This is a genomic window from Pseudomonas sp. DC3200b2, from assembly GCF_049895785.1.
GTDB lineage: Bacteria > Pseudomonadota > Gammaproteobacteria > Pseudomonadales > Pseudomonadaceae > Aquipseudomonas > Aquipseudomonas massiliensis.
Genome location: NZ_JAFCTA010000001.1, coordinates 17,063 through 35,734, shown reverse-complemented (window position 1 = coordinate 35,734; position 18,672 = coordinate 17,063). Strand labels below are relative to the sequence as shown.

Sequence of the window (18,672 nt, the reverse complement as noted above, 5' to 3'; positions counted from 1 at the left end):
ATGCCACATGAATGGATTTTCATCGGATGCGCGACTCCTGCCCACTGGGCCTTTGTATGCCGGGAGGTACTGTTCGCCCGGCTCGCCCCGTATACTTTCGTGTTTATGCCCGCCGAGCGAGGCCGCCTTGGATAAGATCCTGATTCGTGGGGCGCGTACCCACAACCTGAAAAACATCGACCTGACCCTTCCTCGCGACAAGCTCATCGTCATCACCGGCCTCTCCGGTTCGGGCAAGTCCTCCCTGGCGTTCGATACCCTCTACGCCGAGGGCCAGCGCCGCTACGTGGAGTCGCTCTCAGCCTATGCCCGGCAGTTCCTGTCGATGATGGAAAAGCCGGACGTCGACACTATCGAAGGCCTGTCGCCGGCCATTTCCATCGAGCAGAAATCCACTTCACACAACCCACGCTCCACCGTCGGCACCATCACCGAGATCTACGACTACCTGCGCTTGTTGTATGCGCGGGTGGGGACACCGCGCTGCCCGGACCACGATACGCCCCTGGAAGCCCAGACCGTCTCACAGATGGTGGACCTGGTGCTGGCCGAACCGGAAGGCCGGCGGCTGATGTTGCTGGCGCCGGTGATTCGCGAGCGCAAGGGCGAACACCTGGGTGTGCTGGAAGAACTGCGGGCCCAAGGCTTCGTGCGCGCGCGCATCGATGGCAAGCTGCACGAATTGGACGAGGCCCCGAAGCTCGACAAGCAGAAAAAGCACAGCATCGATGTGGTCGTCGATCGCTTCAAGGTACGGGCGGACCTCCAGCAGCGTCTGGCCGAATCCTTCGAGACAGCGCTGAAGCTGGCCGACGGCATCGCGCTGGTCGCTCCGATGGACGAAGGGGATACCAGCGAAGACATCATTTTCTCGGCCCGTTTCGCCTGCCCCATCTGCGGCCATGCGATCAGCGAGCTGGAACCGAAACTGTTTTCCTTCAACAACCCGGCTGGTGCCTGCCCCACCTGTGACGGTCTCGGGGTAAAACAGTTCTTCGACCCCAAACGCCTCGTCAATGGTGAGCTGACCCTGGGGGAAGGCGCCATTCGCGGCTGGGACCGGCGCAACGTCTACTATTTCCAGATGCTCGGCTCACTGGCCACTCACTACAAGTTCAGCTTGGATAAGCCCTTCGGTGAACTGCCGGCCGACAAGCAGAAGCTGCTGCTCTATGGCAGCGGCCGCGATAACGTGGACTTCCGCTACCTCAACGACCGGGGCGATATCGTCAAGCGCTCGCATCCCTTCGAGGGCATCGTGCCCAACCTCGAGCGTCGCTACCGAGAGACCGAATCCACCAGCGTTCGCGAAGACCTGGCCAAATACCTCAGTACACAGCCCTGCCCTGAATGTCGGGGCACGCGCCTGCGCCGGGAATCACGTCACGTCTGGGTAGGCGAAAAAACGCTGCCCGCGGTTACCGGCCTGCCCATCGGCGAAGCCTGGGATTACTTCGGTAGCTTGCAGCTTACCGGGCGCAAGGGGGAGATCGCTGACAAGATCCTGAAGGAGATTCGCGAGCGGCTACAGTTCCTGGTGAACGTGGGGCTCGACTACCTGACCCTGGACCGCAGCGCCGATACGCTCTCGGGCGGCGAAGCCCAGCGGATCCGTCTGGCCAGCCAGATCGGAGCCGGTCTGGTTGGCGTAATGTATATCCTCGACGAGCCCTCGATCGGCCTGCACCAGCGCGATAACGATCGGCTGCTCGCTACCCTTAACCATCTGCGTGATATCGGCAACACAGTCATAGTGGTGGAGCACGATGAAGATGCCATTCGCCTGGCGGACTTCGTGGTGGATATCGGCCCGGGCGCCGGGGTCCATGGCGGCGCCATAGTCGCGCAGGGCACACCCGATGAGGTAATGGCCCACCCGGACTCCCTGACGGGCGCATACCTGTCCGGGCGCAAGAAGATTGTCTATCCCGAGAAGCGTACACCTCGAGACAAGAAGCGCTCGCTGATGATCAAGGGCGCCCGCGGCAACAACTTGCGCAACGTCGACCTGGAGATTCCTATCGGCTTGCTTACCTGCGTTACGGGTGTGTCGGGTTCAGGCAAGTCCACTCTGATCAACAACACGCTGTTCCCCCTCAGCGCTACCGCGCTCAACGGCGCCACCACGCTTGAGGCCGCAGCCCATGACAGCATCGATGGCCTTCAGCACCTGGACAAGGTCGTGGATATCGACCAGAGCCCTATCGGCCGTACACCGCGTTCGAATCCGGCAACCTATACCGGCCTGTTCACCCCTATTCGTGAACTCTTCGCCGGAGTGCCTGAGGCGCGCGCGCGCGGTTATGGCCCTGGGCGCTTCTCCTTCAACGTCAAGGGCGGTCGTTGCGAGGCTTGCCAGGGAGATGGCCTGATCAAGGTAGAGATGCATTTCCTGCCCGACATCTATGTGCCTTGCGACGTGTGCAAGAGTAAGCGCTATAACCGCGAGACCCTGGAGATTCGTTACAAGGGCAAGAGCATTGACGAGGTGCTGGAAATGACCATCGAGGAAGCCCGCGCTTTCTTCGACGCCGTTCCGGCACTCGCGCGCAAGCTTCAGACGCTCATGGATGTAGGGCTTTCCTATATCAAGCTCGGCCAGTCGGCCACCACCTTATCAGGCGGCGAAGCGCAGCGGGTCAAGCTTTCCCGGGAGCTGTCCAAGCGTGATACGGGCAAGACGCTCTATATTCTCGACGAACCGACTACAGGCCTGCACTTCGCCGATATCCAGCAGCTGCTGGACGTACTCCATCGGCTACGCGACCACGGCAACACCGTGGTTGTGATCGAGCACAACCTGGATGTGATCAAGACTGCGGACTGGCTGGTGGACTTGGGCCCTGAGGGTGGCTCTCGTGGAGGCCAGATCATTGCCTGCGGGACGCCGGAAGAGGTATGCAAGATGCCCCAATCCTATACCGGCAAGTATCTCAAGCCGCTATTGGAGCGGGACAAGGCCTGATTGCCCTATGTCCCTCGTAGGAGCTCGCGCAAGCTAGCGAAGAGAATTATTCGCCAGCTTCGCTGGCTCCTACTGAGGCGATGCGAATGACTGCGGTCAGTTACCCATCTGCGACTGCAGGTAGTTCTGCAGGCCGATGCGCTTGATCAGGCCCAATTGCTTTTCCAGCCAGTAAGTATGGTCTTCCTCAGTATCTGATAGCTGCAGCTTGAGGATGTCCCGGCTGACGTAATCCCGATGTTGTTCGCACAGGGCGATGCCCTTGCAGAGCGCGGCGCGGACTTTGTACTCCAGCCGCAGGTCACTTTCCAGCATCTCGGGAACAGTGGTGCCCACATCCAAATCGTCCGGCCGCATGCGAGGCGTACCCTCCAGCATCAGGATACGACGCATAAGCGCGTCGGCATGACCGGCCTCTTCTTCCATCTCATGGTTGATTCGCTCGTAGAGCTTGGCGAAGCCCCAATCCTCGTACATACGAGAATGGATGAAGTACTGGTCACGGGCCGCCAGTTCGCCGGTCAGTAGCGTGTTGAGGTAATCGATGACATCTGGATGACCTTGCATGGCCCACATCTCGTAACGTGCTGGAAAGGCGCTTAGTGTGAACCAATGTTAGTCCAGGGTCGATGGTGATGCGACGAAAAATCGCAAATTTGGGCTGATCAGCGCCGTACAGATGCGAAAAACCGCCCAAATGAGGGCGGTTCTTCTTTGCGTTCGCAATTACTCGAGGGGGATACCCAGTGCCTCCGCTATACCACGACCATAGGCCAGGTCCACCTTGAGAAAATGCTGCAACTGCCGCTGCACCACATCCTCGGTCACGCCCTGCATGGCGCCGGCGATGTTGCTGATGAGCAGTTGCTGCTGCGCCGGGCTCATCAGCCGGAACAGGGCACCGGCCTGGCTGTAGTAATCGCTGTCGGTTCGGTGATCGTAGCGGGTAGCCGCTCCACTGATGGGCAGCCCCGGCTCCGCGTAGGCCGGCACCTGCTTGGGTGCGTCGCTGTAGCTGTTGGGCTCGTAGTTGGGTGCCGCGCCACCGTTACTGCCGAAGCGCATGGCCCCGTCGCGCTGATAGCTGTTCACCGGGCTCAAGGGCGCGTTGACCGGCAGTTGCTGGAAGTTGGTGCCGACCCGGTAGCGGTGGGCGTCGGCGTAGGCGAACACCCGGCCCTGTAGCATACGGTCCGGCGACAGGCCGACCCCCGGTATCATGTTGCTCGGTCCAAAGGCGGCCTGCTCGACCTCGGCGAAGTAGTTGAGCGGGTTGCGGTTCAGTTCCAGGGTGCCCACTTCGATCAACGGGTAGTCTTTCTGCGACCACACCTTGGTGACGTCGAAGGGGTTTTCAGGGTGCTGGTTGGCCTGGGCCTCGGTCATCACCTGCAGGCATACCGTCCAGCGCGGGAAGTCGCCGCGCTCGATGGCGCTGAACAGGTCACGCTGAGCATAGTCTGGATCGGTACCGGCGATACGCGCCGCCTCAGCCGGGGCCAGGTTCTTGATGCCCTGTTGGGTCTTGTAGTGCCACTTTACCCACACCCGTTCGCCGCAGGCGTTAACCAGGCTGTAGGTATGGCTGCCAAAACCATGCATGTGGCGGTAGCCGTCCGGGATCCCACGATCACTGAACAGAATGGTGACCTGATGAAGCGCCTCGGGTGAGTGTGACCAGAAGTCCCACATCATCTGCGCGCTTTTCAGGTTGCTTTGCGGCAGGCGCTTCTGGGTGTGGATGAAGTCGGGGAACTTGAGCGGGTCGCGGATGAAGAACACCGGCGTGTTATTGCCCACGATGTCCCAGTTGCCTTCCTCGGTATAGAACTTGACGGCGAAGCCGCGCGGGTCGCGCTCGGTATCGGCCGAACCGCGTTCACCGCCCACGGTGGAAAAGCGCAGGAAGATAGGTGTCTGCTTGCCGACTTCACTGAAGAGCTTGGCGCAGGTAAAGCGGGTGATGTCCTGGGTGACGGTAAAGGTGCCGTAGGCACCCGAGCCCTTGGCGTGTACGCGGCGCTCAGGAATGTTCTCGCGGTTGAAGTGGGCAAGTTTCTCGACCAGGTGGAAGTCGTCGAGTAGCAAGGGGCCACGCGGCCCGGCGGAACGGGAGTTCTGGTTATCGGCAACTGGCGCACCGCTGGCGGTGGTCAGGGTCTTGGTATCGCTCATGGCGGTCTCCATCTGTGGCGCTAGCCTGGAACAGCTTGATGGGACTAATTATCAAGTGCATGAGCGAAGTGGGCTAATTTATTAATCCGAGCCCACCGATAGAAAATCGCTAAAGACCAGACAACAAAAAACCGAGCCTGAGCTCGGTTTCTTGTGAATCGAAAAGGCTTATTCAGCCGCTTCGACAACGCCGGTAACTGGACGGTCAACCAGCTCAACATAGGCCATAGGCGCGTTGTCCCCAGCGCGGAAGCCGCACTTGAGGATGCGCAGGTAGCCGCCTTGACGGGTGGCGTAGCGCTTGCCCAGGTCGTTGAACAGCTTGCCTACGGCAGACTTCGAACGGGTACGGTCGAAAGCCAGACGACGGTTGGCAACGCTGTCTTCCTTGGCCAGGGTGATCAGCGGCTCGGCAACGCGGCGCAGTTCCTTGGCTTTCGGCAGGGTGGTTTTGATCAGCTCGTGTTCGAAGAGCGACACCGCCATGTTTTGGAACATGGCCTTGCGGTGCGCGCTGGTGCGGCTCAGGTGACGACCACTTTTACGATGACGCATGGTTCATTCCTTACCAAACTCTACGTTCGGTGATTACGACGATCAGGCCGTGGCCTTATCGTCCTTCTTAAGACTTGCAGGCGGCCAGTTATCGAGGCGCATGCCGAGGGAAAGACCGCGGGAGGCCAAGACGTCCTTGATTTCAGTCAGGGACTTCTTGCCCAGGTTCGGAGTCTTCAACAGTTCTACTTCGGTACGCTGAATCAGGTCGCCGATGTAGTAAATGTTTTCCGCCTTAAGGCAGTTAGCCGAACGTACAGTCAACTCCAGATCGTCGACCGGGCGGAGAAGGATCGGATCGATCTCATCTTCCTGCTCGATGACGACTGGTTCGCTGTCACCCTTCAGATCGACGAACGCGGCCAACTGCTGTTGCAGGATGGTCGCGGCACGACGGATAGCTTCTTCCGGGTCCAGGGTACCGTTGGTTTCCAGGTCGATGACCAGCTTGTCCAGGTTGGTGCGCTGCTCGACACGGGCGTTTTCCACCACGTAAGCGATACGACGCACCGGGCTGAACGAAGCATCCAGCTGCAAGCGACCAATGCTGCGGCTTTCGTCATCGTCACTCTGACGCGAGTCAGCCGGCTCGTAACCACGACCACGAGCTACGACGAGCTTCATGTTCAGAGCGCCATTGGACGCCAGGTTCGCGATTACGTGCTCGGGATTCACGATCTCGACATCATGATCCAGCTGAATATCGGCAGCGGTAACCACCCCCGAACCTTTTTTGGACAAGGTCAGCGTAACTTCGTCACGACCGTGCAGCTTGATGGCCAGACCTTTGAGGTTGAGCAGGATTTCAATGACGTCTTCCTGAACACCTTCAATGGCGCTGTACTCATGGAGCACACCGTCGATCTCGGCTTCTACGACTGCACAGCCAGGCATGGAGGACAACAGGATGCGACGCAGCGCGTTGCCCAGGGTGTGGCCGAAGCCACGCTCGAGTGGCTCGAGCGTGATCTTGGCGCGGGTTGGGCTGACGACCTGCACATCGATGTGGCGGGGCGTCAGAAACTCATTTACCGAAATCTGCATGGATGCACCTACTTTCTAGCCCTTACTTGGAGTAGAGCTCGACGATCAGGTTTTCGTTGATGTCGGCGGAGAGGTCGCTGCGAGCCGGAACACTCTTGAAAGTGCCGGACTTCTTCTCAGCGTCTACTTCAACCCACTCAACGCGGCCACGCTGGGCACACAGCTCAAGGGCTTGAGCGATGCGCAGCTGGTTTTTCGCCTTTTCGCGAACTGCAACCACGTCACCTGCACGAACCTGGAAGGACGGGACGTTTACAGTCTTGCCGTTAACCGAGATCGCCTTGTGCGAAACCAGCTGACGGGATTCGGCGCGGGTGGCACCGAAGCCCATACGGTAGACGACGTTGTCCAGACGGCACTCGAGCAGCTGCAGAAGGTTTTCGCCGGTGGCGCCCTTCTGGCTGGCAGCTTGCTTGTAGTAGCCGCTGAATTGACGCTCGAGTACACCGTAGATACGACGAACTTTTTGCTTCTCGCGCAGCTGGGTGCCGTAGTCGGACTGACGGCCACGGCGCTGGCCGTGGATACCTGGGGCTGCTTCGATGTTGCACTTAGATTCCAGAGCGCGAACGCCGCTCTTCAGGAACAGGTCGGTGCCTTCACGACGAGACAGTTTGCATTTTGGACCAATGTAACGTGCCATTTCTTACTGTCTCCTGAATTACACGCGACGCTTCTTCGGCGGACGGCACCCGTTGTGCGGGATTGGCGTCACGTCGGTGATGCTGGCGATCTTGTAACCGCAGCCGTTCAGTGCACGAACAGCGGACTCACGACCTGGACCTGGGCCCTTGACGTTCACGTCGAGGTTCTTGAGGCCATATTCCAGGGCAGCCTGGCCAGCGCGTTCTGCAGCTACCTGAGCGGCGAACGGGGTGGACTTACGGGAGCCACGGAAACCCGAACCACCGGAGGTCGCCCAGGACAGCGCGTTACCCTGACGGTCGGTGATGGTCACGATGGTGTTGTTGAAAGACGCGTGGATATGGGCGATCCCATCAACCACTGTCTTTTTGACTTTCTTACGAGGACGAGCAGCAGGTTTTGCCATGACTAAATTCCTGTCGATTCGCTGGCGCGATTACTTGCGGATCGGCTTGCGCGGGCCCTTGCGGGTACGGGCGTTGGTCTTGGTACGCTGACCGCGAACCGGCAGACCACGACGGTGACGCAGGCCACGATAGCAGCCCAGGTCCATCAAGCGCTTGATCTTCATGTTGATGTCACGACGCAGATCACCTTCGGTGGTGATCTTCGCGACTTCGCCACGCAGTTGTTCGATTTGCTCGTCGCTCAGATCCTTGATCTTCGCAGCCGGGTTGACACCGGCGTCCGCACAGAGCTTCTGCGCGGTAGTGCGACCAACACCGTAGATGTAGGTCAGCGAGATAACAGCATGCTTGTTATCCGGAATGTTAACGCCTGCAATACGGGCCATTCAGTGGAACTCCAATTGACAGCTACCTGCGCCCCGGAAGCCAAGAAATAGGGCGCGAGATCATAGCGCTGTAAAAACAATTAATCAACCCGGCAGCACACTAGCTGCCGGGCTTAAGCACAGCTCACAATCAGCCTTGGCGCTGCTTGTGACGTGGTTCCGCGCTGCAGATCACGCGCACGATACCTTCGCGGCGGATAATCTTGCAGTTGCGGCACAGCTTTTTCACCGATGCACGAACTTTCATCACCAACTCCTCGAACCTTATGGGCGCCTTAGCGCAGCATGCTGCTGCCGCCGTAGCCCTTCAGGTTGGCTTTCTTCATCAGGGATTCGTACTGGTGCGAAACGAGGTGGGATTGTACTTGGGCCATAAAGTCCATCACAACCACTACCACAATCAGCAACGAGGTCCCGCCAAGGTAGAACGGAACGTTGGCCGCAACCACCAGAAACTGGGGAAGCAGGCACACGGCCGTCATGTAAAGAGCACCGAACATGGTCAAGCGGGTCAGAACGCCATCAATGTAGCGCGCAGACTGCTCGCCCGGACGGATGCCCGGAATAAAGGCACCGGACTTCTTCAGGTTTTCCGCTACGTCTTTCGGGTTGAACATCAAGGCCGTATAGAAGAAGCAGAAGAAAATGATCCCTGCGGTAAACAGCAAGATGTTCAACGGCTGACCAGGCGCGATCGACTGCGAGACGTCCTGCAGCCAGCCCATACCCGCGGACTGACCGAACCAGGCACCCAGCGAAGCCGGGAACAGCAAGATGCTGCTCGCGAAAATGGCAGGAATGACGCCCGCCATGTTCACCTTCAAAGGCAGGTGGCTCGTCTGCGCAGCGAAGACCTTGCGGCCCTGCTGGCGCTTGGCGTAGTGCACCGCAATACGGCGCTGACCACGCTCGATGAACACCACGAAACCAATGATCGCTACTGCCAGCAAACCGATGGCGATCAGGGCGAAGATATTGATATCACCCATGCGGGCAGACTCGAAAGACTGCCCGATCGCTCTCGGAAGACCGGCGACGATACCCGAGAAAATCAACATCGAGATACCGTTGCCGACACCGCGCTCGGTAATCTGCTCGCCCAGCCACATCATGAACAGCGCGCCCGCCACGAAGGTGGTGACTGCCACGAAGTAGAAGCCGAAGCCGGCGGAAAACGCGACGCCCTGGTTGGCCAGGCCAATGGACATGCCAATGGCCTGGACCAGAGCCAGGACTACGGTGCCATAGCGGGTGTACTGGCTGATCTTGCGACGGCCAGCCTCACCTTCCTTCTTCAACTGCTCCAGCTGCGGGCTGATCGCCGTCATCAACTGCATGATGATCGATGCCGAGATGTACGGCATGATCCCCAATGCAAAGATGCTCATGCGCTCGAGCGCGCCGCCGGAAAACATGTTGAACAGGCTAAGAATGGTCCCCTCATTCTGTCGGAACAGGTCCGCCAGCCGATCTGGGTTCATGCCGGGAACCGGGATGTGAGCGCCGATCCTGTAGACGATGATCGCCAGGAACAAGAAGCGCAGACGAGCCCAGAGCTCGGACAAACCCCCACTCTTGCTGAGCGATGAGAGAGCACCTTGCTTAGCCATTTATTCCTCGAACTTGCCGCCAGCTGCTTCGATGGCCGCACGCGCACCCTTGGTGGCGGCGATGCCCTTCAGGGTGACCGCACGAGTAACCTCGCCCGACAGCATGATCTTCACACGCTGTACGTTCTGGTTGATCACGTTGGCATCCTTGAGGGATTGCAGAGTGACGACATCACCTTCCACCTTGGCCAGCTCGGAGGTACGCACTTGCGCGCGATCCATGGCTTTCAGCGAAACGAAGCCGAACTTCGGCAGGCGACGGTGCAGAGGCTGTTGACCACCCTCGAAACCAGGGGCAATGGTGCCACCGGAACGGGAGGTTTGACCTTTGTGGCCGCGGCCACCGGTCTTGCCCAGGCCGCTACCGATACCACGGCCCGGACGGTGCTTCTCGCGACGGGAACCCGGCGCTGGACTCAGATCATTGAGTTTCATCGAATCAACCCTCAACGCGCAGCATGTAGTAAGCCTTGTTGATCATCCCGCGATTCTCGGGAGTATCCTGGACTTCCACGGTGTGACCGATGCGACGCAGACCCAGGCCCTTCACACACAGCTTGTGGTTGGGCAGGCGGCCGGCGGTGCTCTTGATCAGGGTAACTTTGACGGTAGCCATTACAGAATTTCCTCGACGCTCTTGCCACGCTTGGCGGCGATCGAATCAGGGGACTGCATGGCTTTCAGGCCGTTGAAGGTGGCATGAACCACGTTGACCGGGTTGGTCGAACCGTAGCACTTGGCCAGAACGTTCTGAACGCCAGCGACTTCCAGGACGGCACGCATGGCACCACCAGCGATGATGCCGGTACCTTCGGAGGCAGGCTGCATGTACACCTTGGACGCACCATGGGTGGACTTGGTAGCGTACTGCAGAGTAGTGCCGTTCAGGTCTACCTGAATCATGTTGCGGCGAGCGGCTTCCATAGCTTTCTGGATAGCGGCAGGCACTTCGCGGGACTTGCCACGGCCGAAGCCGACGCGGCCCTTGCCATCACCTACCACGGTCAGCGCGGTGAAGGTGAAGATACGACCGCCTTTCACGGTCTTGGCAACGCGGTTAACCTGAACCAGCTTCTCGATGTAGCCTTCGTCGCGCTTTTGATCGTTATTTGCCATAACTTAGAACTCCAGCCCGCCTTCACGAGCAGCATCAGCCAGCGCTTTAACGCGACCGTGGTACTTGAAGCCAGAACGGTCGAAAGCCACTTGGGAGACGCCGGCGGCTTTCGCGCGCTCAGCGACCAGCTGGCCAACCTTCGTGGCGGCGTCGATGTTGCCGGTGGCGCCATCACGCAGTTCTTTGTCCAAGGTCGAAGCGCTTGCCAGGACCTTGCTGCCGTCGGCCGAAATGACCTGGGCATAAATGTGCTGCGAAGAGCGATACACGCACAGGCGCACGGCTTCGAGCTCGTGCATCTTCAGGCGTGCTTTGCGAGCGCGACGCAGACGAGTAACTTTTTTGTCGGTCATTTGCTAGGCCCTACTTCTTCTTGGCTTCTTTACGGCGGACGACTTCATCCGCGTAACGGACACCCTTGCCTTTGTACGGCTCTGGGCGACGGAAGTCGCGGATTTCCGCGGCAACCTGGCCTACGAGCTGCTTGTCGATACCCTTGATGACGATATCGGTCTGGCTTGGAGTTTCAGCGGTAACGCCTTTCGGCAGCTGATAATCAACCGGGTGCGAGAAACCGAGTGCCAGGGACAGAACTTCGCCCTTGGCCTGAGCCTTGTAACCTACGCCAACCAGCTGGAGCTTGCGCTCGAAGCCCTGGCTTACGCCCTGCACCATGTTGTTGACCAGTGCACGGGTGGTGCCGGCCATTGCGCGAGTCTGCTGATCACCGTTGCGAGCGGAGAAGCGCAGTTCACCGCCCTCTTCGACCACTTCAACGGATGCGTGAACATTCAGCTCGAGGGTACCCTTGGCACCTTTGATCGACAGTTGCTGACCGGCGAACTTGACTTCTACGCCAGCAGGCAGCCTGACGGGGTTCTTAGCGACGCGAGACATGCTTATCCCCCCTTAGAACACAGTGCAAAGGACTTCGCCGCCGACACCGGCAGCGCGCGCAGCACGATCAGTCATCACACCTTTGTTGGTGGAGACGATGGACACGCCAAGGCCGCCGCGAACTTTCGGCAGTTCGTCGACGGATTTGTACTGACGCAGGCCAGGACGGCTGACGCGCTTGACTTCCTCGATGACCGGACGGCCTTCGAAGTACTTCAGCTCGATGGACAGCGAAGGCTTGCCTTCACCGCTGACCTGATAACCCGCGATGTAACCTTCGTCCTTCAGAACTTTGGCTACCGCAACCTTCAACGTGGAAGAAGGCATGCTGACGACGGACTTTTCAGCCATCTGGGCATTACGGATGCGAGTTAGCATGTCCGCTAACGGGTCCTGCATACTCATGGGCTAGACGCTCCTGATACATAAAAAACGAGCCTTTCGGCTGCAAAATTCGCCTGAGGATCGCCCAGAGGCAGAGCCCGGGCTCAGGCGAGCCGGTCATTCTAGACACACCCCAGAAACGAATCAAGCCCCATGAGGGGCTTGATTCGTTGGCGTGACCAGCGGCGGCTTGAGCCGCCGCGGGTGCGACCTTACCAGCTGGCCTTGACCAGACCTGGGACGTCACCACGCATTGCAGCTTGACGCAGCATGTTACGCGCCAGACCAAACTTACGGTATACACCGTGAGGACGGCCGGTCAGACGGCAGCGGTTACGCAGGCGCGAGGCGCTGGCATCACGTGGCTGCTTCTGCAGAGCGACGCTGGCAGCCCAGCGCTCTTCTGGCGATGCGTTCAGGTCGACGATGGTCGCCTTCAGCTCGGCACGCTTCTTGGCGTACTTGGCTACCGTTTGCTGACGCTTCAGCTCGCGGTTCTTCATACTCTTCTTAGCCATGGTCCGACTCCTATCAGTTACGGAACGGGAACTTGAATGCACGCAGCAGAGCGCGGCCTTCTTCGTCCGTACGGGCGGTGGTGGTCAGGGTGATGTCCAGACCGCGAAGAGCATCGATCTTGTCGTAATCGATTTCCGGGAAGATGATCTGCTCTTTCACGCCCATGCTGTAGTTGCCGCGACCATCGAAGGACTTGGCATTCAGGCCGCGGAAGTCACGGACCCGAGGCAGGGAGATGGAAAGCAGGCGATCCAGGAATTCGTACATACGATCGCGACGCAGGGTGACCTTGACACCAATCGGCCAACCTTCACGCACCTTGAAGCCCGCGATGGACTTCTTGGCGAAAGTGACAACCGGCTTTTGACCGGTGATCTTTTCCAGGTCGGCTACAGCGTGCTCGATGACTTTCTTGTCACCAATCGCTTCGCCCAGACCCATGTTCAGGGTGATCTTGGTAACGCGCGGAACTTCCATCACGTTTGCCAGCTTAAGTTCTTCCTTAAGCTTGGGCGCGATTTCCTTCCGGTAAATCTCTTTTAGTCGTGCCATTGTCTTCTACCTAGCAGTGTTCAAGCATCAACCGCTTTTTGGGTCGACTTGAAGACACGAATCTTCTTGCCGTCTTCTACCTTGAAACCAACACGGTCAGCCTTGTTGGTTTCGCCATTGAAGATGGCAACGTTGGAAGCGTGCAGAGGCGCTTCTTTCTCAACGATACCGCCTTGAATGCCAGCCATCGGATTCGGCTTGGTATGGCGCTTGACCAGGTTGACCCCACCAACGACCAGACGGTCGTCAGCGAGCACCTTCAGCACCTTACCGCGCTTGCCCTTGTCTTTGCCGGCGATCACGATGATCTCGTCGTCACGACGAATCTTTTGCATGTCGGATCTCCTTACAGCACTTCTGGGGCGAGCGAGACGATCTTCATGAACTTCTCGGAACGAAGCTCACGGGTCACTGGCCCAAAGATACGGGTGCCGATCGGCTCTTGCTTGTTGTTCAGCAGAACAGCAGCGTTGCCGTCGAAGCGGATGATGGAACCATCAGCGCGGCGCACGCCGTGACGGGTACGAACGACAACAGCGGTCATCACCTGGCCTTTCTTGACCTTGCCGCGCGGAATCGCTTCCTTGACGGTCACTTTGATGATGTCACCAATGCCGGCGTAACGACGGTGCGAACCGCCGAGAACCTTGATGCACATTACGCGACGAGCGCCGCTGTTATCGGCCACATCGAGCATGGATTGAGTCTGAATCATAAAATATCTCCGACCCCTAGCCCTTAGACTTCAACAGCGCGTTCAACGATTTCAACCAGGGCCCAGGTCTTGGTCTTGGCGACCGGACGGGTTTCACGGATGGTGACCTTGTCACCCACGTGGCACTGGTTGTTCTCGTCGTGAGCGTGCAGCTTAGTCGAACGCTTGACGTACTTGCCGTAGATCGGGTGCTTGACGCGACGCTCGATCAGTACGGTGATGGTTTTGTCCATCTTGTCGCTGACAACACGGCCAGTCAGCGTACGGACGGTTTTTTCGGCTTCGGCCATGATCACTTACCTGCCTGCTGGTTGAGCACAGTCTTAACGCGAGCGATGTCACGTTTCACTTGCGAGAGCAGGTGAGACTGCCCCAACTGGCCAGTTGCTTTCTGCATGCGCAGATTGAACTGGTCGCGCAGCAAGCCGAGCAGTTGCTCGTTCAGCTGCTGTGCTGATTTCTCACGAAGTTCTTTCGCTTGCATCACATCACCGTCCGCTTAACAAAGGAGGTGGCGAGAGGCAGCTTTGCAGCCGCCAGGGCGAATGCCTCACGCGCCAGCTCTTCGGAAACACCTTCGATCTCGTACAGGACCTTGCCTGGCTGGATCTGGGCTACCCAGTACTCAACGCTACCCTTACCTTTACCCATCCGCACTTCGAGAGGCTTCTTGGTGACCGGCTTGTCCGGGAACACGCGAATCCAGATCTTGCCGCCACGCTTCACGTGACGGGTCAGGGCACGACGTGCCGATTCGATCTGGCGGGCGGTGAGGCGACCACGAGCAACAGCCTTCAAGGCGAATTCGCCGAAGCTGACTTTGCTACCGCGCAGTGCCAGACCACGGTTGTGGCCGGTCATCTGCTTGCGGAATTTTGTACGCTTTGGTTGCAACATTTGGCGTACCCCTTACTTGGCAGCTTTTTTACGAGGCGCAGGTGCTTGAGGCTTCAGCTCTTCCTGGCGACCACCGATCACTTCGCCTTTGAAGATCCAAACCTTGACACCAATCACACCGTAGGTGGTGTGAGCTTCGTAGGTGGCATAGTCGATATCGGCACGCAGGGTGTGCAGGGGCACACGACCTTCGCGATACCATTCAGTACGTGCGATTTCAGCACCGCCCAGACGACCGCTCACCTGGATCTTGATGCCCTTGGCACCAATACGCATGGCGTTCTGCACGGCGCGCTTCATGGCGCGACGGAACATGACGCGACGTTCCAGCTGCTGAGCTACGCTCTGCGCAACCAACATACCGTCGAGCTCCGGCTTGCGGATTTCTTCGATATTGATGTGCACGGGCACACCCATTTGCTTGGTCAGGTCCTGACGCAGCTTCTCAACATCTTCACCTTTCTTGCCGATCACGATGCCGGGACGAGCGGTGTGGATGGTGATGCGTGCAGTCTGAGCCGGACGATGGATATCGATACGGCTTACGGACGCGCTTTTTAGTTTGTCTTGCAGGAACTCACGGGTTTTCAGATCCGCCAGCAGATAATCTGCGTAGGTCTGACCGTCTGCGTACCAGACGGAGGTGTGCTCCTTGACGATTCCCAGGCGAATGCCAACGGGATGTACTTTCTGACCCATCTGATCGACTCCGTTACTTGTCCGCAACCTTGACAGTGATATGGCAAGACCGCTTGACGATGCGATCAGCGCGGCCCTTGGCACGCGGCATGATGCGCTTCAGCGAACGCCCTTCGTTGACGAAAACAGTCGAGACCTTCAGGTCATCGATGTCTGCGCCTTCGTTGTGTTCGGCGTTGGCAACGGCCGACTCCAGGACTTTCTTCATGACTTCAGCGGCCTTCTTGCTGCTGAAGGCCAACAGGTTGAGCGCGTCGCCCACCTTCTTCCCGCGGATCTGGTCGGCGACCAAGCGGGCTTTCTGGGCGGAGATGCGAGCGCCCGACAACTTAGCGGCTACTTCCATTTCCTTACCCCTTAACGCTTGGCTTTCTTGTCAGCCACGTGCCCGCGATAGGTGCGGGTACCGGCGAACTCGCCCAGTTTATGGCCAACCATGTCTTCGCTCACGAGAACCGGAACGTGTTGACGGCCGTTATGAACGGCGATGGTCAGACCAACCATTTGCGGCAGGATCATCGAACGGCGCGACCAGGTTTTAACCGGCTTGCGATCGTTCTTTTCCGCCGCCACTTCGACCTTCTTCAACAGGTGAAGATCGATGAAAGGACCTTTTTTCAGAGAACGTGGCACTGTCGTATCCTCAGATTACTTGCGACGACGGACGATCATGTTGTCGGTACGCTTATTACCACGGGTCTTCGCACCCTTGGTCGGGAAGCCCCATGGCGATACCGGATGACGACCACCGGAGGTACGACCTTCACCACCACCATGTGGGTGGTCAACCGGGTTCATGGCAACACCACGAACGGTCGGACGAACGCCACGCCAGCGCTTGGCACCCGCTTTACCCAGCGAACGCAGGCTGTGCTCGGAGTTGGACACTTCACCCAGGGTAGCGCGGCACTCGGAGAGCACTTTGCGCATCTCGCCGGAGCGCAGACGCAGGGTGACGTATACACCTTCACGGGCTACCAGCTGAGCGGAAGCACCGGCCGAACGTGCGATCTGCGCGCCCTTGCCTGGCTTGAGCTCGATACCGTGAACGGTGCTACCAACCGGGATGTTGCGCAGCTGCAGGCTGTTGCCCGGCTTGATTGGAGCCAGGGCGCCGGAGATCAGCTGGTCGCCAGCACTCACGCCCTTAGGCGCGATGATGTAGCGACGCTCGCCATCGGCGTAGCGCAGCAGGGCCAGGTGAGCAGTACGGTTCGGATCGTATTCGATGCGCTCGACAACGGCGGCGATGCCGTCCTTGTCGTTGCGACGGAAGTCGACCAGACGATAGTGCTGCTTGTGGCCACCGCCCACATGACGGGTGGTGATGCGGCCATTGTTGTTACGACCGCCGGACTTCGACTTCTTCTCGAGCAGCGGAGCGTAAGGAGCGCCTTTATGCAGCTCCTGGTTGACCACCTTGACCACGAAACGGCGGCCAGGGGAAGTCGGTTTGCATTTAACGATTGCCATGATGCACCCCTTCCTTACTCAGCACTGCTGCTGAAATCGAGATCTTGGCCTGGCTGAAGGGCGACAACGGCCTTCTTCCAGTCATTACGCTTGCCCAGACCCCGAGCGGTACGCTTGGTCTTACCCAAAACGTTCAGGGTAGTGACGCGCTCCACTTTAACGTCGAACAGCGATTCGACGGCCTTCTTGATTTCCAGCTTGGTAGCGTCGGTCGCAACCTTGAAGACGAACTGGCCTTTTTTCTCAGCCAGGCCGGTGGCCTTCTCGGATACATGCGGGCCAAGCAGAACTTTGAATACGCGTTCCTGGTTCATCCCAGCAGCTCCTCGAATTTCTTCACGGCCGACACGGTGATCAACACCTTGTCGTAAGCGATCAGACTGACCGGGTCGGAACCTTGTACGTCACGTACGTCGACGTGCGGCAGGTTGCGAGCAGCCAGGTACAGGTTCTGGTCAACGGCTTCGGAAACGATCAGCACGTCATTCAGACCCAGGCCGTTCAGCTTGCCCAGCAGTTCTTTGGTTTTCGGCGCTTCTACAGCGAAGTCCTGAACCACGACCAGACGATCAGTGCGTACCAGCTCGGCGAGGATGGAGCGCAGTGCTGCGCGGTACATCTTCTTGTTGAGCTTCTGCGAGTGATCCTGGGGACGAGCAGCGAAAGTGGTACCACCGCCACGCCACAGCGGGCTACGGATAGTACCGGCACGAGCACGGCCAGTACCCTTCTGGCGCCATGGGCGCTTGCCGCCGCCGGAGACGTCGGAACGGGTTTTCTGCTGCTTGCTGCCCTGACGGCCACCGGCCATGTAGGCTACAACAGCCTGGTGTACCAGGGTCTCGTTGAACTCGCCACCAAAGGTCAGTTCGGAAACTTCGATCGCTTGCGCGTCATTTACATTCAATTGCATGTCAGCTTCCCCTTAACCGCGAGCCTTAACAGCCGGACGCACAACCACGTCGCCGCCAGTAGCACCAGGAACGGCGCCCTTGACCAGCAGCAGGTTGCGTTCAGCGTCGACGCGGACCACTTCCAGGGACTGCACGGTCACGCGCTCGGCGCCCATGTGACCGGACATTTTCTTGCCCTTGAAAACACGACCAGGAGTCTGGCACTGGCCGATGGAGCCCGGAACGCGGTGGGAAACGGAGTTACCGTGGGTGTTGTCCTGACCACGGAAGTTCCAGCGCTTGATGGTACCGGCAAAGCCTTTACCCTTGGACTGGCCGGTAACGTCTACCAGCTGGCCTGCTGCGAACAGTTCCGAGTTGATCAGGTCGCCCGCCTGGTACTCGCCTTCTTCAAGACGGAATTCCCAGACGCCACGGCCGGCGGCTACGTTCGCCTTGGCGAAGTGACCAGCCTGAGCTGCGGTGACGCGCGAAGCACGACGCTCGCCTACAGTGACTTGCACTGCACGGTAGCCATCGGATTCTTCGGTTTTGAACTGGGTGACGCGATTCGGCTCGATCTCGATGACCGTAACCGGAATAGAGACACCATCTTCGGTGAAGATGCGGGTCATACCGCACTTACGACCGACTACACCAATAGTCATGTTGTAAACCTCATGAGTGTACGGGGCTTTCACCCGCTATGGCCGCCCATTTCAGAGCGTTACACGACCAA

The 18,672-nt window shown here is 58.7% G+C and carries 30 protein-coding genes; 1 reads left to right on the top strand and 29 read right to left on the bottom strand.

All coding sequences use genetic code 11. The annotated features are described in order from the left end of the window. Positions 1–127 precede the first annotated feature (127 nt). Positions 128–2,965: an excinuclease ABC subunit UvrA gene (gene uvrA / locus ACP691_RS00225; protein WP_426152325.1), complete on the top strand. Its 2,838-nt coding sequence runs from the start codon at positions 128–130 to the stop codon at positions 2,963–2,965. Between the two features lie 96 nt (positions 2,966–3,061). On the opposite strand, the gene bfr is transcribed toward uvrA, so the two are convergent. The 29 genes from bfr to rplC all read right to left on the bottom strand — a co-directional run bounded on the left by bfr (position 3,062) and on the right by rplC (position 18,601). After that, complete coding sequence (bfr, locus tag ACP691_RS00220) at positions 3,062–3,532, bottom strand: bacterioferritin (protein ID WP_040261520.1); 471 nt, start codon at positions 3,530–3,532, stop codon at positions 3,062–3,064. A 159-nt stretch (positions 3,533–3,691) separates the two neighbouring features. After that, positions 3,692–5,140, bottom strand: a complete 1,449-nt coding sequence (locus ACP691_RS00215) for a catalase (RefSeq protein ID WP_426152323.1) — start codon at positions 5,138–5,140, stop codon at positions 3,692–3,694. Between the two features lie 168 nt (positions 5,141–5,308). Continuing rightward, positions 5,309–5,695 carry a 50S ribosomal protein L17 gene (rplQ, locus tag ACP691_RS00210; protein ID WP_426152321.1) on the bottom strand — a complete coding sequence of 129 codons (387 nt, stop codon included), beginning with the start codon at positions 5,693–5,695 and terminating at the stop codon, positions 5,309–5,311. 42 nt (positions 5,696–5,737) lie between these two features. Next, on the bottom strand, positions 5,738–6,739 hold the full coding sequence (locus ACP691_RS00205; RefSeq protein ID WP_040261517.1) for a DNA-directed RNA polymerase subunit alpha: 1,002 nt from the start codon (positions 6,737–6,739) through the stop codon (positions 5,738–5,740). Positions 6,740–6,761: 22 nt separating this feature from the next. After that, positions 6,762–7,382 (bottom strand): 30S ribosomal protein S4, encoded by a 621-nt coding sequence (rpsD, locus tag ACP691_RS00200; protein ID WP_040261516.1) that lies wholly within the window; start codon positions 7,380–7,382, stop codon positions 6,762–6,764. A gap of 18 nt (positions 7,383–7,400) precedes the next feature. After that, positions 7,401–7,790, bottom strand: a complete 390-nt coding sequence (gene rpsK / locus ACP691_RS00195) for a 30S ribosomal protein S11 (RefSeq protein ID WP_002555466.1) — start codon at positions 7,788–7,790, stop codon at positions 7,401–7,403. A gap of 30 nt (positions 7,791–7,820) precedes the next feature. Beyond that, positions 7,821–8,177 carry a 30S ribosomal protein S13 gene (gene rpsM / locus ACP691_RS00190; protein WP_040261515.1) on the bottom strand — a complete coding sequence of 119 codons (357 nt, stop codon included), beginning with the start codon at positions 8,175–8,177 and terminating at the stop codon, positions 7,821–7,823. Between the two features lie 130 nt (positions 8,178–8,307). After that, complete coding sequence (gene rpmJ, locus ACP691_RS00185) at positions 8,308–8,424, bottom strand: 50S ribosomal protein L36 (protein ID WP_011531897.1); 117 nt, start codon at positions 8,422–8,424, stop codon at positions 8,308–8,310. A gap of 28 nt (positions 8,425–8,452) precedes the next feature. Further along, positions 8,453–9,787: a preprotein translocase subunit SecY gene (secY, locus tag ACP691_RS00180; RefSeq protein ID WP_040261514.1), complete on the bottom strand. Its 1,335-nt coding sequence runs from the start codon at positions 9,785–9,787 to the stop codon at positions 8,453–8,455. Further along, a complete protein-coding gene (gene rplO, locus ACP691_RS00175; protein ID WP_426152317.1) occupies positions 9,788–10,222 on the bottom strand; it encodes a 50S ribosomal protein L15 in 435 nt (144 codons plus the stop codon). A gap of 4 nt (positions 10,223–10,226) precedes the next feature. Then, complete coding sequence (gene rpmD / locus ACP691_RS00170) at positions 10,227–10,403, bottom strand: 50S ribosomal protein L30 (RefSeq protein ID WP_009397493.1); 177 nt, start codon at positions 10,401–10,403, stop codon at positions 10,227–10,229. Further along, the gene (gene rpsE / locus ACP691_RS00165) at positions 10,403–10,903 is read right to left on the bottom strand and encodes a 30S ribosomal protein S5 (RefSeq protein WP_040261512.1); all 501 of its coding nucleotides are present in this window, start codon (positions 10,901–10,903) and stop codon (positions 10,403–10,405) included. Before rpsE ends, rpmD begins: the two co-directional genes overlap by 1 nt. Before the next feature lie 3 nt (positions 10,904–10,906). Further along, a complete protein-coding gene (gene rplR, locus ACP691_RS00160; protein ID WP_040261511.1) occupies positions 10,907–11,257 on the bottom strand; it encodes a 50S ribosomal protein L18 in 351 nt (116 codons plus the stop codon). A gap of 10 nt (positions 11,258–11,267) precedes the next feature. Beyond that, entirely contained in the window at positions 11,268–11,801 is a 534-nt protein-coding gene (gene rplF / locus ACP691_RS00155) for a 50S ribosomal protein L6 (RefSeq protein WP_040261510.1), read from the bottom strand. A 12-nt stretch (positions 11,802–11,813) separates the two neighbouring features. Continuing rightward, a complete protein-coding gene (rpsH, locus tag ACP691_RS00150) occupies positions 11,814–12,206 on the bottom strand; it encodes a 30S ribosomal protein S8 (protein ID WP_426152314.1) in 393 nt (130 codons plus the stop codon). Between the two features lie 191 nt (positions 12,207–12,397). Next, complete coding sequence (gene rpsN, locus ACP691_RS00145) at positions 12,398–12,703, bottom strand: 30S ribosomal protein S14 (RefSeq protein ID WP_040261508.1); 306 nt, start codon at positions 12,701–12,703, stop codon at positions 12,398–12,400. 13 nt (positions 12,704–12,716) lie between these two features. Then, positions 12,717–13,256 carry a 50S ribosomal protein L5 gene (gene rplE, locus ACP691_RS00140; RefSeq protein ID WP_040261507.1) on the bottom strand — a complete coding sequence of 180 codons (540 nt, stop codon included), beginning with the start codon at positions 13,254–13,256 and terminating at the stop codon, positions 12,717–12,719. 20 nt (positions 13,257–13,276) lie between these two features. Further along, positions 13,277–13,591, bottom strand: a complete 315-nt coding sequence (gene rplX, locus ACP691_RS00135) for a 50S ribosomal protein L24 (protein WP_040261506.1) — start codon at positions 13,589–13,591, stop codon at positions 13,277–13,279. 11 nt (positions 13,592–13,602) lie between these two features. Then, positions 13,603–13,971 carry a 50S ribosomal protein L14 gene (rplN, locus tag ACP691_RS00130; RefSeq protein ID WP_003243907.1) on the bottom strand — a complete coding sequence of 123 codons (369 nt, stop codon included), beginning with the start codon at positions 13,969–13,971 and terminating at the stop codon, positions 13,603–13,605. A gap of 23 nt (positions 13,972–13,994) precedes the next feature. After that, positions 13,995–14,261, bottom strand: coding sequence for a 30S ribosomal protein S17 (rpsQ, locus tag ACP691_RS00125; RefSeq protein WP_040261504.1), 267 nt, complete (start codon positions 14,259–14,261; stop codon positions 13,995–13,997). 2 nt (positions 14,262–14,263) lie between these two features. After that, positions 14,264–14,455 carry a 50S ribosomal protein L29 gene (gene rpmC, locus ACP691_RS00120; protein WP_040261502.1) on the bottom strand — a complete coding sequence of 64 codons (192 nt, stop codon included), beginning with the start codon at positions 14,453–14,455 and terminating at the stop codon, positions 14,264–14,266. Continuing rightward, entirely contained in the window at positions 14,455–14,868 is a 414-nt protein-coding gene (rplP, locus tag ACP691_RS00115; protein ID WP_009397508.1) for a 50S ribosomal protein L16, read from the bottom strand. The genes rpmC and rplP overlap by 1 nt, the downstream gene beginning before the upstream one ends. 12 nt (positions 14,869–14,880) lie before the next feature. Then, positions 14,881–15,567 carry a 30S ribosomal protein S3 gene (gene rpsC / locus ACP691_RS00110; RefSeq protein ID WP_040261500.1) on the bottom strand — a complete coding sequence of 229 codons (687 nt, stop codon included), beginning with the start codon at positions 15,565–15,567 and terminating at the stop codon, positions 14,881–14,883. A 13-nt stretch (positions 15,568–15,580) separates the two neighbouring features. After that, on the bottom strand, positions 15,581–15,913 hold the full coding sequence (gene rplV, locus ACP691_RS00105) for a 50S ribosomal protein L22 (RefSeq protein WP_040261499.1): 333 nt from the start codon (positions 15,911–15,913) through the stop codon (positions 15,581–15,583). An 11-nt stretch (positions 15,914–15,924) separates the two neighbouring features. Further along, positions 15,925–16,200 (bottom strand): 30S ribosomal protein S19, encoded by a 276-nt coding sequence (rpsS, locus tag ACP691_RS00100; RefSeq protein WP_040261498.1) that lies wholly within the window; start codon positions 16,198–16,200, stop codon positions 15,925–15,927. Positions 16,201–16,215: 15 nt separating this feature from the next. Continuing rightward, positions 16,216–17,040 carry a 50S ribosomal protein L2 gene (gene rplB, locus ACP691_RS00095; protein ID WP_040261497.1) on the bottom strand — a complete coding sequence of 275 codons (825 nt, stop codon included), beginning with the start codon at positions 17,038–17,040 and terminating at the stop codon, positions 16,216–16,218. Positions 17,041–17,054: 14 nt separating this feature from the next. Beyond that, a complete protein-coding gene (gene rplW, locus ACP691_RS00090) occupies positions 17,055–17,354 on the bottom strand; it encodes a 50S ribosomal protein L23 (RefSeq protein ID WP_040261496.1) in 300 nt (99 codons plus the stop codon). Then, complete coding sequence (gene rplD, locus ACP691_RS00085; protein ID WP_040261495.1) at positions 17,351–17,953, bottom strand: 50S ribosomal protein L4; 603 nt, start codon at positions 17,951–17,953, stop codon at positions 17,351–17,353. The genes rplW and rplD overlap by 4 nt, the downstream gene beginning before the upstream one ends. Before the next feature lie 12 nt (positions 17,954–17,965). After that, positions 17,966–18,601, bottom strand: a complete 636-nt coding sequence (rplC, locus tag ACP691_RS00080) for a 50S ribosomal protein L3 (protein ID WP_040261494.1) — start codon at positions 18,599–18,601, stop codon at positions 17,966–17,968. Positions 18,602–18,672 lie beyond the last annotated feature (71 nt).

Coding starts and splice junctions, on each gene's coding strand:
- bfr (WP_040261520.1), bottom strand. CDS start 3,532: ATGCAAGGTCATCCAGATGTCATCGATTACCTCAACACGCTACTGACC.
- ACP691_RS00215 (WP_426152323.1), bottom strand. CDS start 5,140: ATGAGCGATACCAAGACCCTGACCACCGCCAGCGGTGCGCCAGTTGCC.
- rplQ (WP_426152321.1), bottom strand. CDS start 5,695: ATGCGTCATCGTAAAAGTGGTCGTCACCTGAGCCGCACCAGCGCGCAC.
- ACP691_RS00205 (WP_040261517.1), bottom strand. CDS start 6,739: ATGCAGATTTCGGTAAATGAGTTTCTGACGCCCCGCCACATCGATGTG.
- rpsD (WP_040261516.1), bottom strand. CDS start 7,382: ATGGCACGTTACATTGGTCCAAAATGCAAACTGTCTCGTCGTGAAGGC.
- rpsK (WP_002555466.1), bottom strand. CDS start 7,790: ATGGCAAAACCTGCTGCTCGTCCTCGTAAGAAAGTCAAAAAGACAGTG.
- rpsM (WP_040261515.1), bottom strand. CDS start 8,177: ATGGCCCGTATTGCAGGCGTTAACATTCCGGATAACAAGCATGCTGTT.
- rpmJ (WP_011531897.1), bottom strand. CDS start 8,424: ATGAAAGTTCGTGCATCGGTGAAAAAGCTGTGCCGCAACTGCAAGATT.
- secY (WP_040261514.1), bottom strand. CDS start 9,787: ATGGCTAAGCAAGGTGCTCTCTCATCGCTCAGCAAGAGTGGGGGTTTG.
- rplO (WP_426152317.1), bottom strand. CDS start 10,222: ATGAAACTCAATGATCTGAGTCCAGCGCCGGGTTCCCGTCGCGAGAAG.
- rpmD (WP_009397493.1), bottom strand. CDS start 10,403: ATGGCTACCGTCAAAGTTACCCTGATCAAGAGCACCGCCGGCCGCCTG.
- rpsE (WP_040261512.1), bottom strand. CDS start 10,903: ATGGCAAATAACGATCAAAAGCGCGACGAAGGCTACATCGAGAAGCTG.
- rplR (WP_040261511.1), bottom strand. CDS start 11,257: ATGACCGACAAAAAAGTTACTCGTCTGCGTCGCGCTCGCAAAGCACGC.
- rplF (WP_040261510.1), bottom strand. CDS start 11,801: ATGTCTCGCGTCGCTAAGAACCCCGTCAGGCTGCCTGCTGGCGTAGAA.
- rpsH (WP_426152314.1), bottom strand. CDS start 12,206: ATGAGTATGCAGGACCCGTTAGCGGACATGCTAACTCGCATCCGTAAT.
- rpsN (WP_040261508.1), bottom strand. CDS start 12,703: ATGGCTAAGAAGAGTATGAAGAACCGCGAGCTGAAGCGTCAGCAAACG.
- rplE (WP_040261507.1), bottom strand. CDS start 13,256: ATGGCACGACTAAAAGAGATTTACCGGAAGGAAATCGCGCCCAAGCTT.
- rplX (WP_040261506.1), bottom strand. CDS start 13,591: ATGCAAAAGATTCGTCGTGACGACGAGATCATCGTGATCGCCGGCAAA.
- rplN (WP_003243907.1), bottom strand. CDS start 13,971: ATGATTCAGACTCAATCCATGCTCGATGTGGCCGATAACAGCGGCGCT.
- rpsQ (WP_040261504.1), bottom strand. CDS start 14,261: ATGGCCGAAGCCGAAAAAACCGTCCGTACGCTGACTGGCCGTGTTGTC.
- rpmC (WP_040261502.1), bottom strand. CDS start 14,455: ATGCAAGCGAAAGAACTTCGTGAGAAATCAGCACAGCAGCTGAACGAG.
- rplP (WP_009397508.1), bottom strand. CDS start 14,868: ATGTTGCAACCAAAGCGTACAAAATTCCGCAAGCAGATGACCGGCCAC.
- rpsC (WP_040261500.1), bottom strand. CDS start 15,567: ATGGGTCAGAAAGTACATCCCGTTGGCATTCGCCTGGGAATCGTCAAG.
- rplV (WP_040261499.1), bottom strand. CDS start 15,913: ATGGAAGTAGCCGCTAAGTTGTCGGGCGCTCGCATCTCCGCCCAGAAA.
- rplB (WP_040261497.1), bottom strand. CDS start 17,040: ATGGCAATCGTTAAATGCAAACCGACTTCCCCTGGCCGCCGTTTCGTG.
- rplW (WP_040261496.1), bottom strand. CDS start 17,354: ATGAACCAGGAACGCGTATTCAAAGTTCTGCTTGGCCCGCATGTATCC.
- rplD (WP_040261495.1), bottom strand. CDS start 17,953: ATGCAATTGAATGTAAATGACGCGCAAGCGATCGAAGTTTCCGAACTG.
- rplC (WP_040261494.1), bottom strand. CDS start 18,601: ATGACTATTGGTGTAGTCGGTCGTAAGTGCGGTATGACCCGCATCTTC.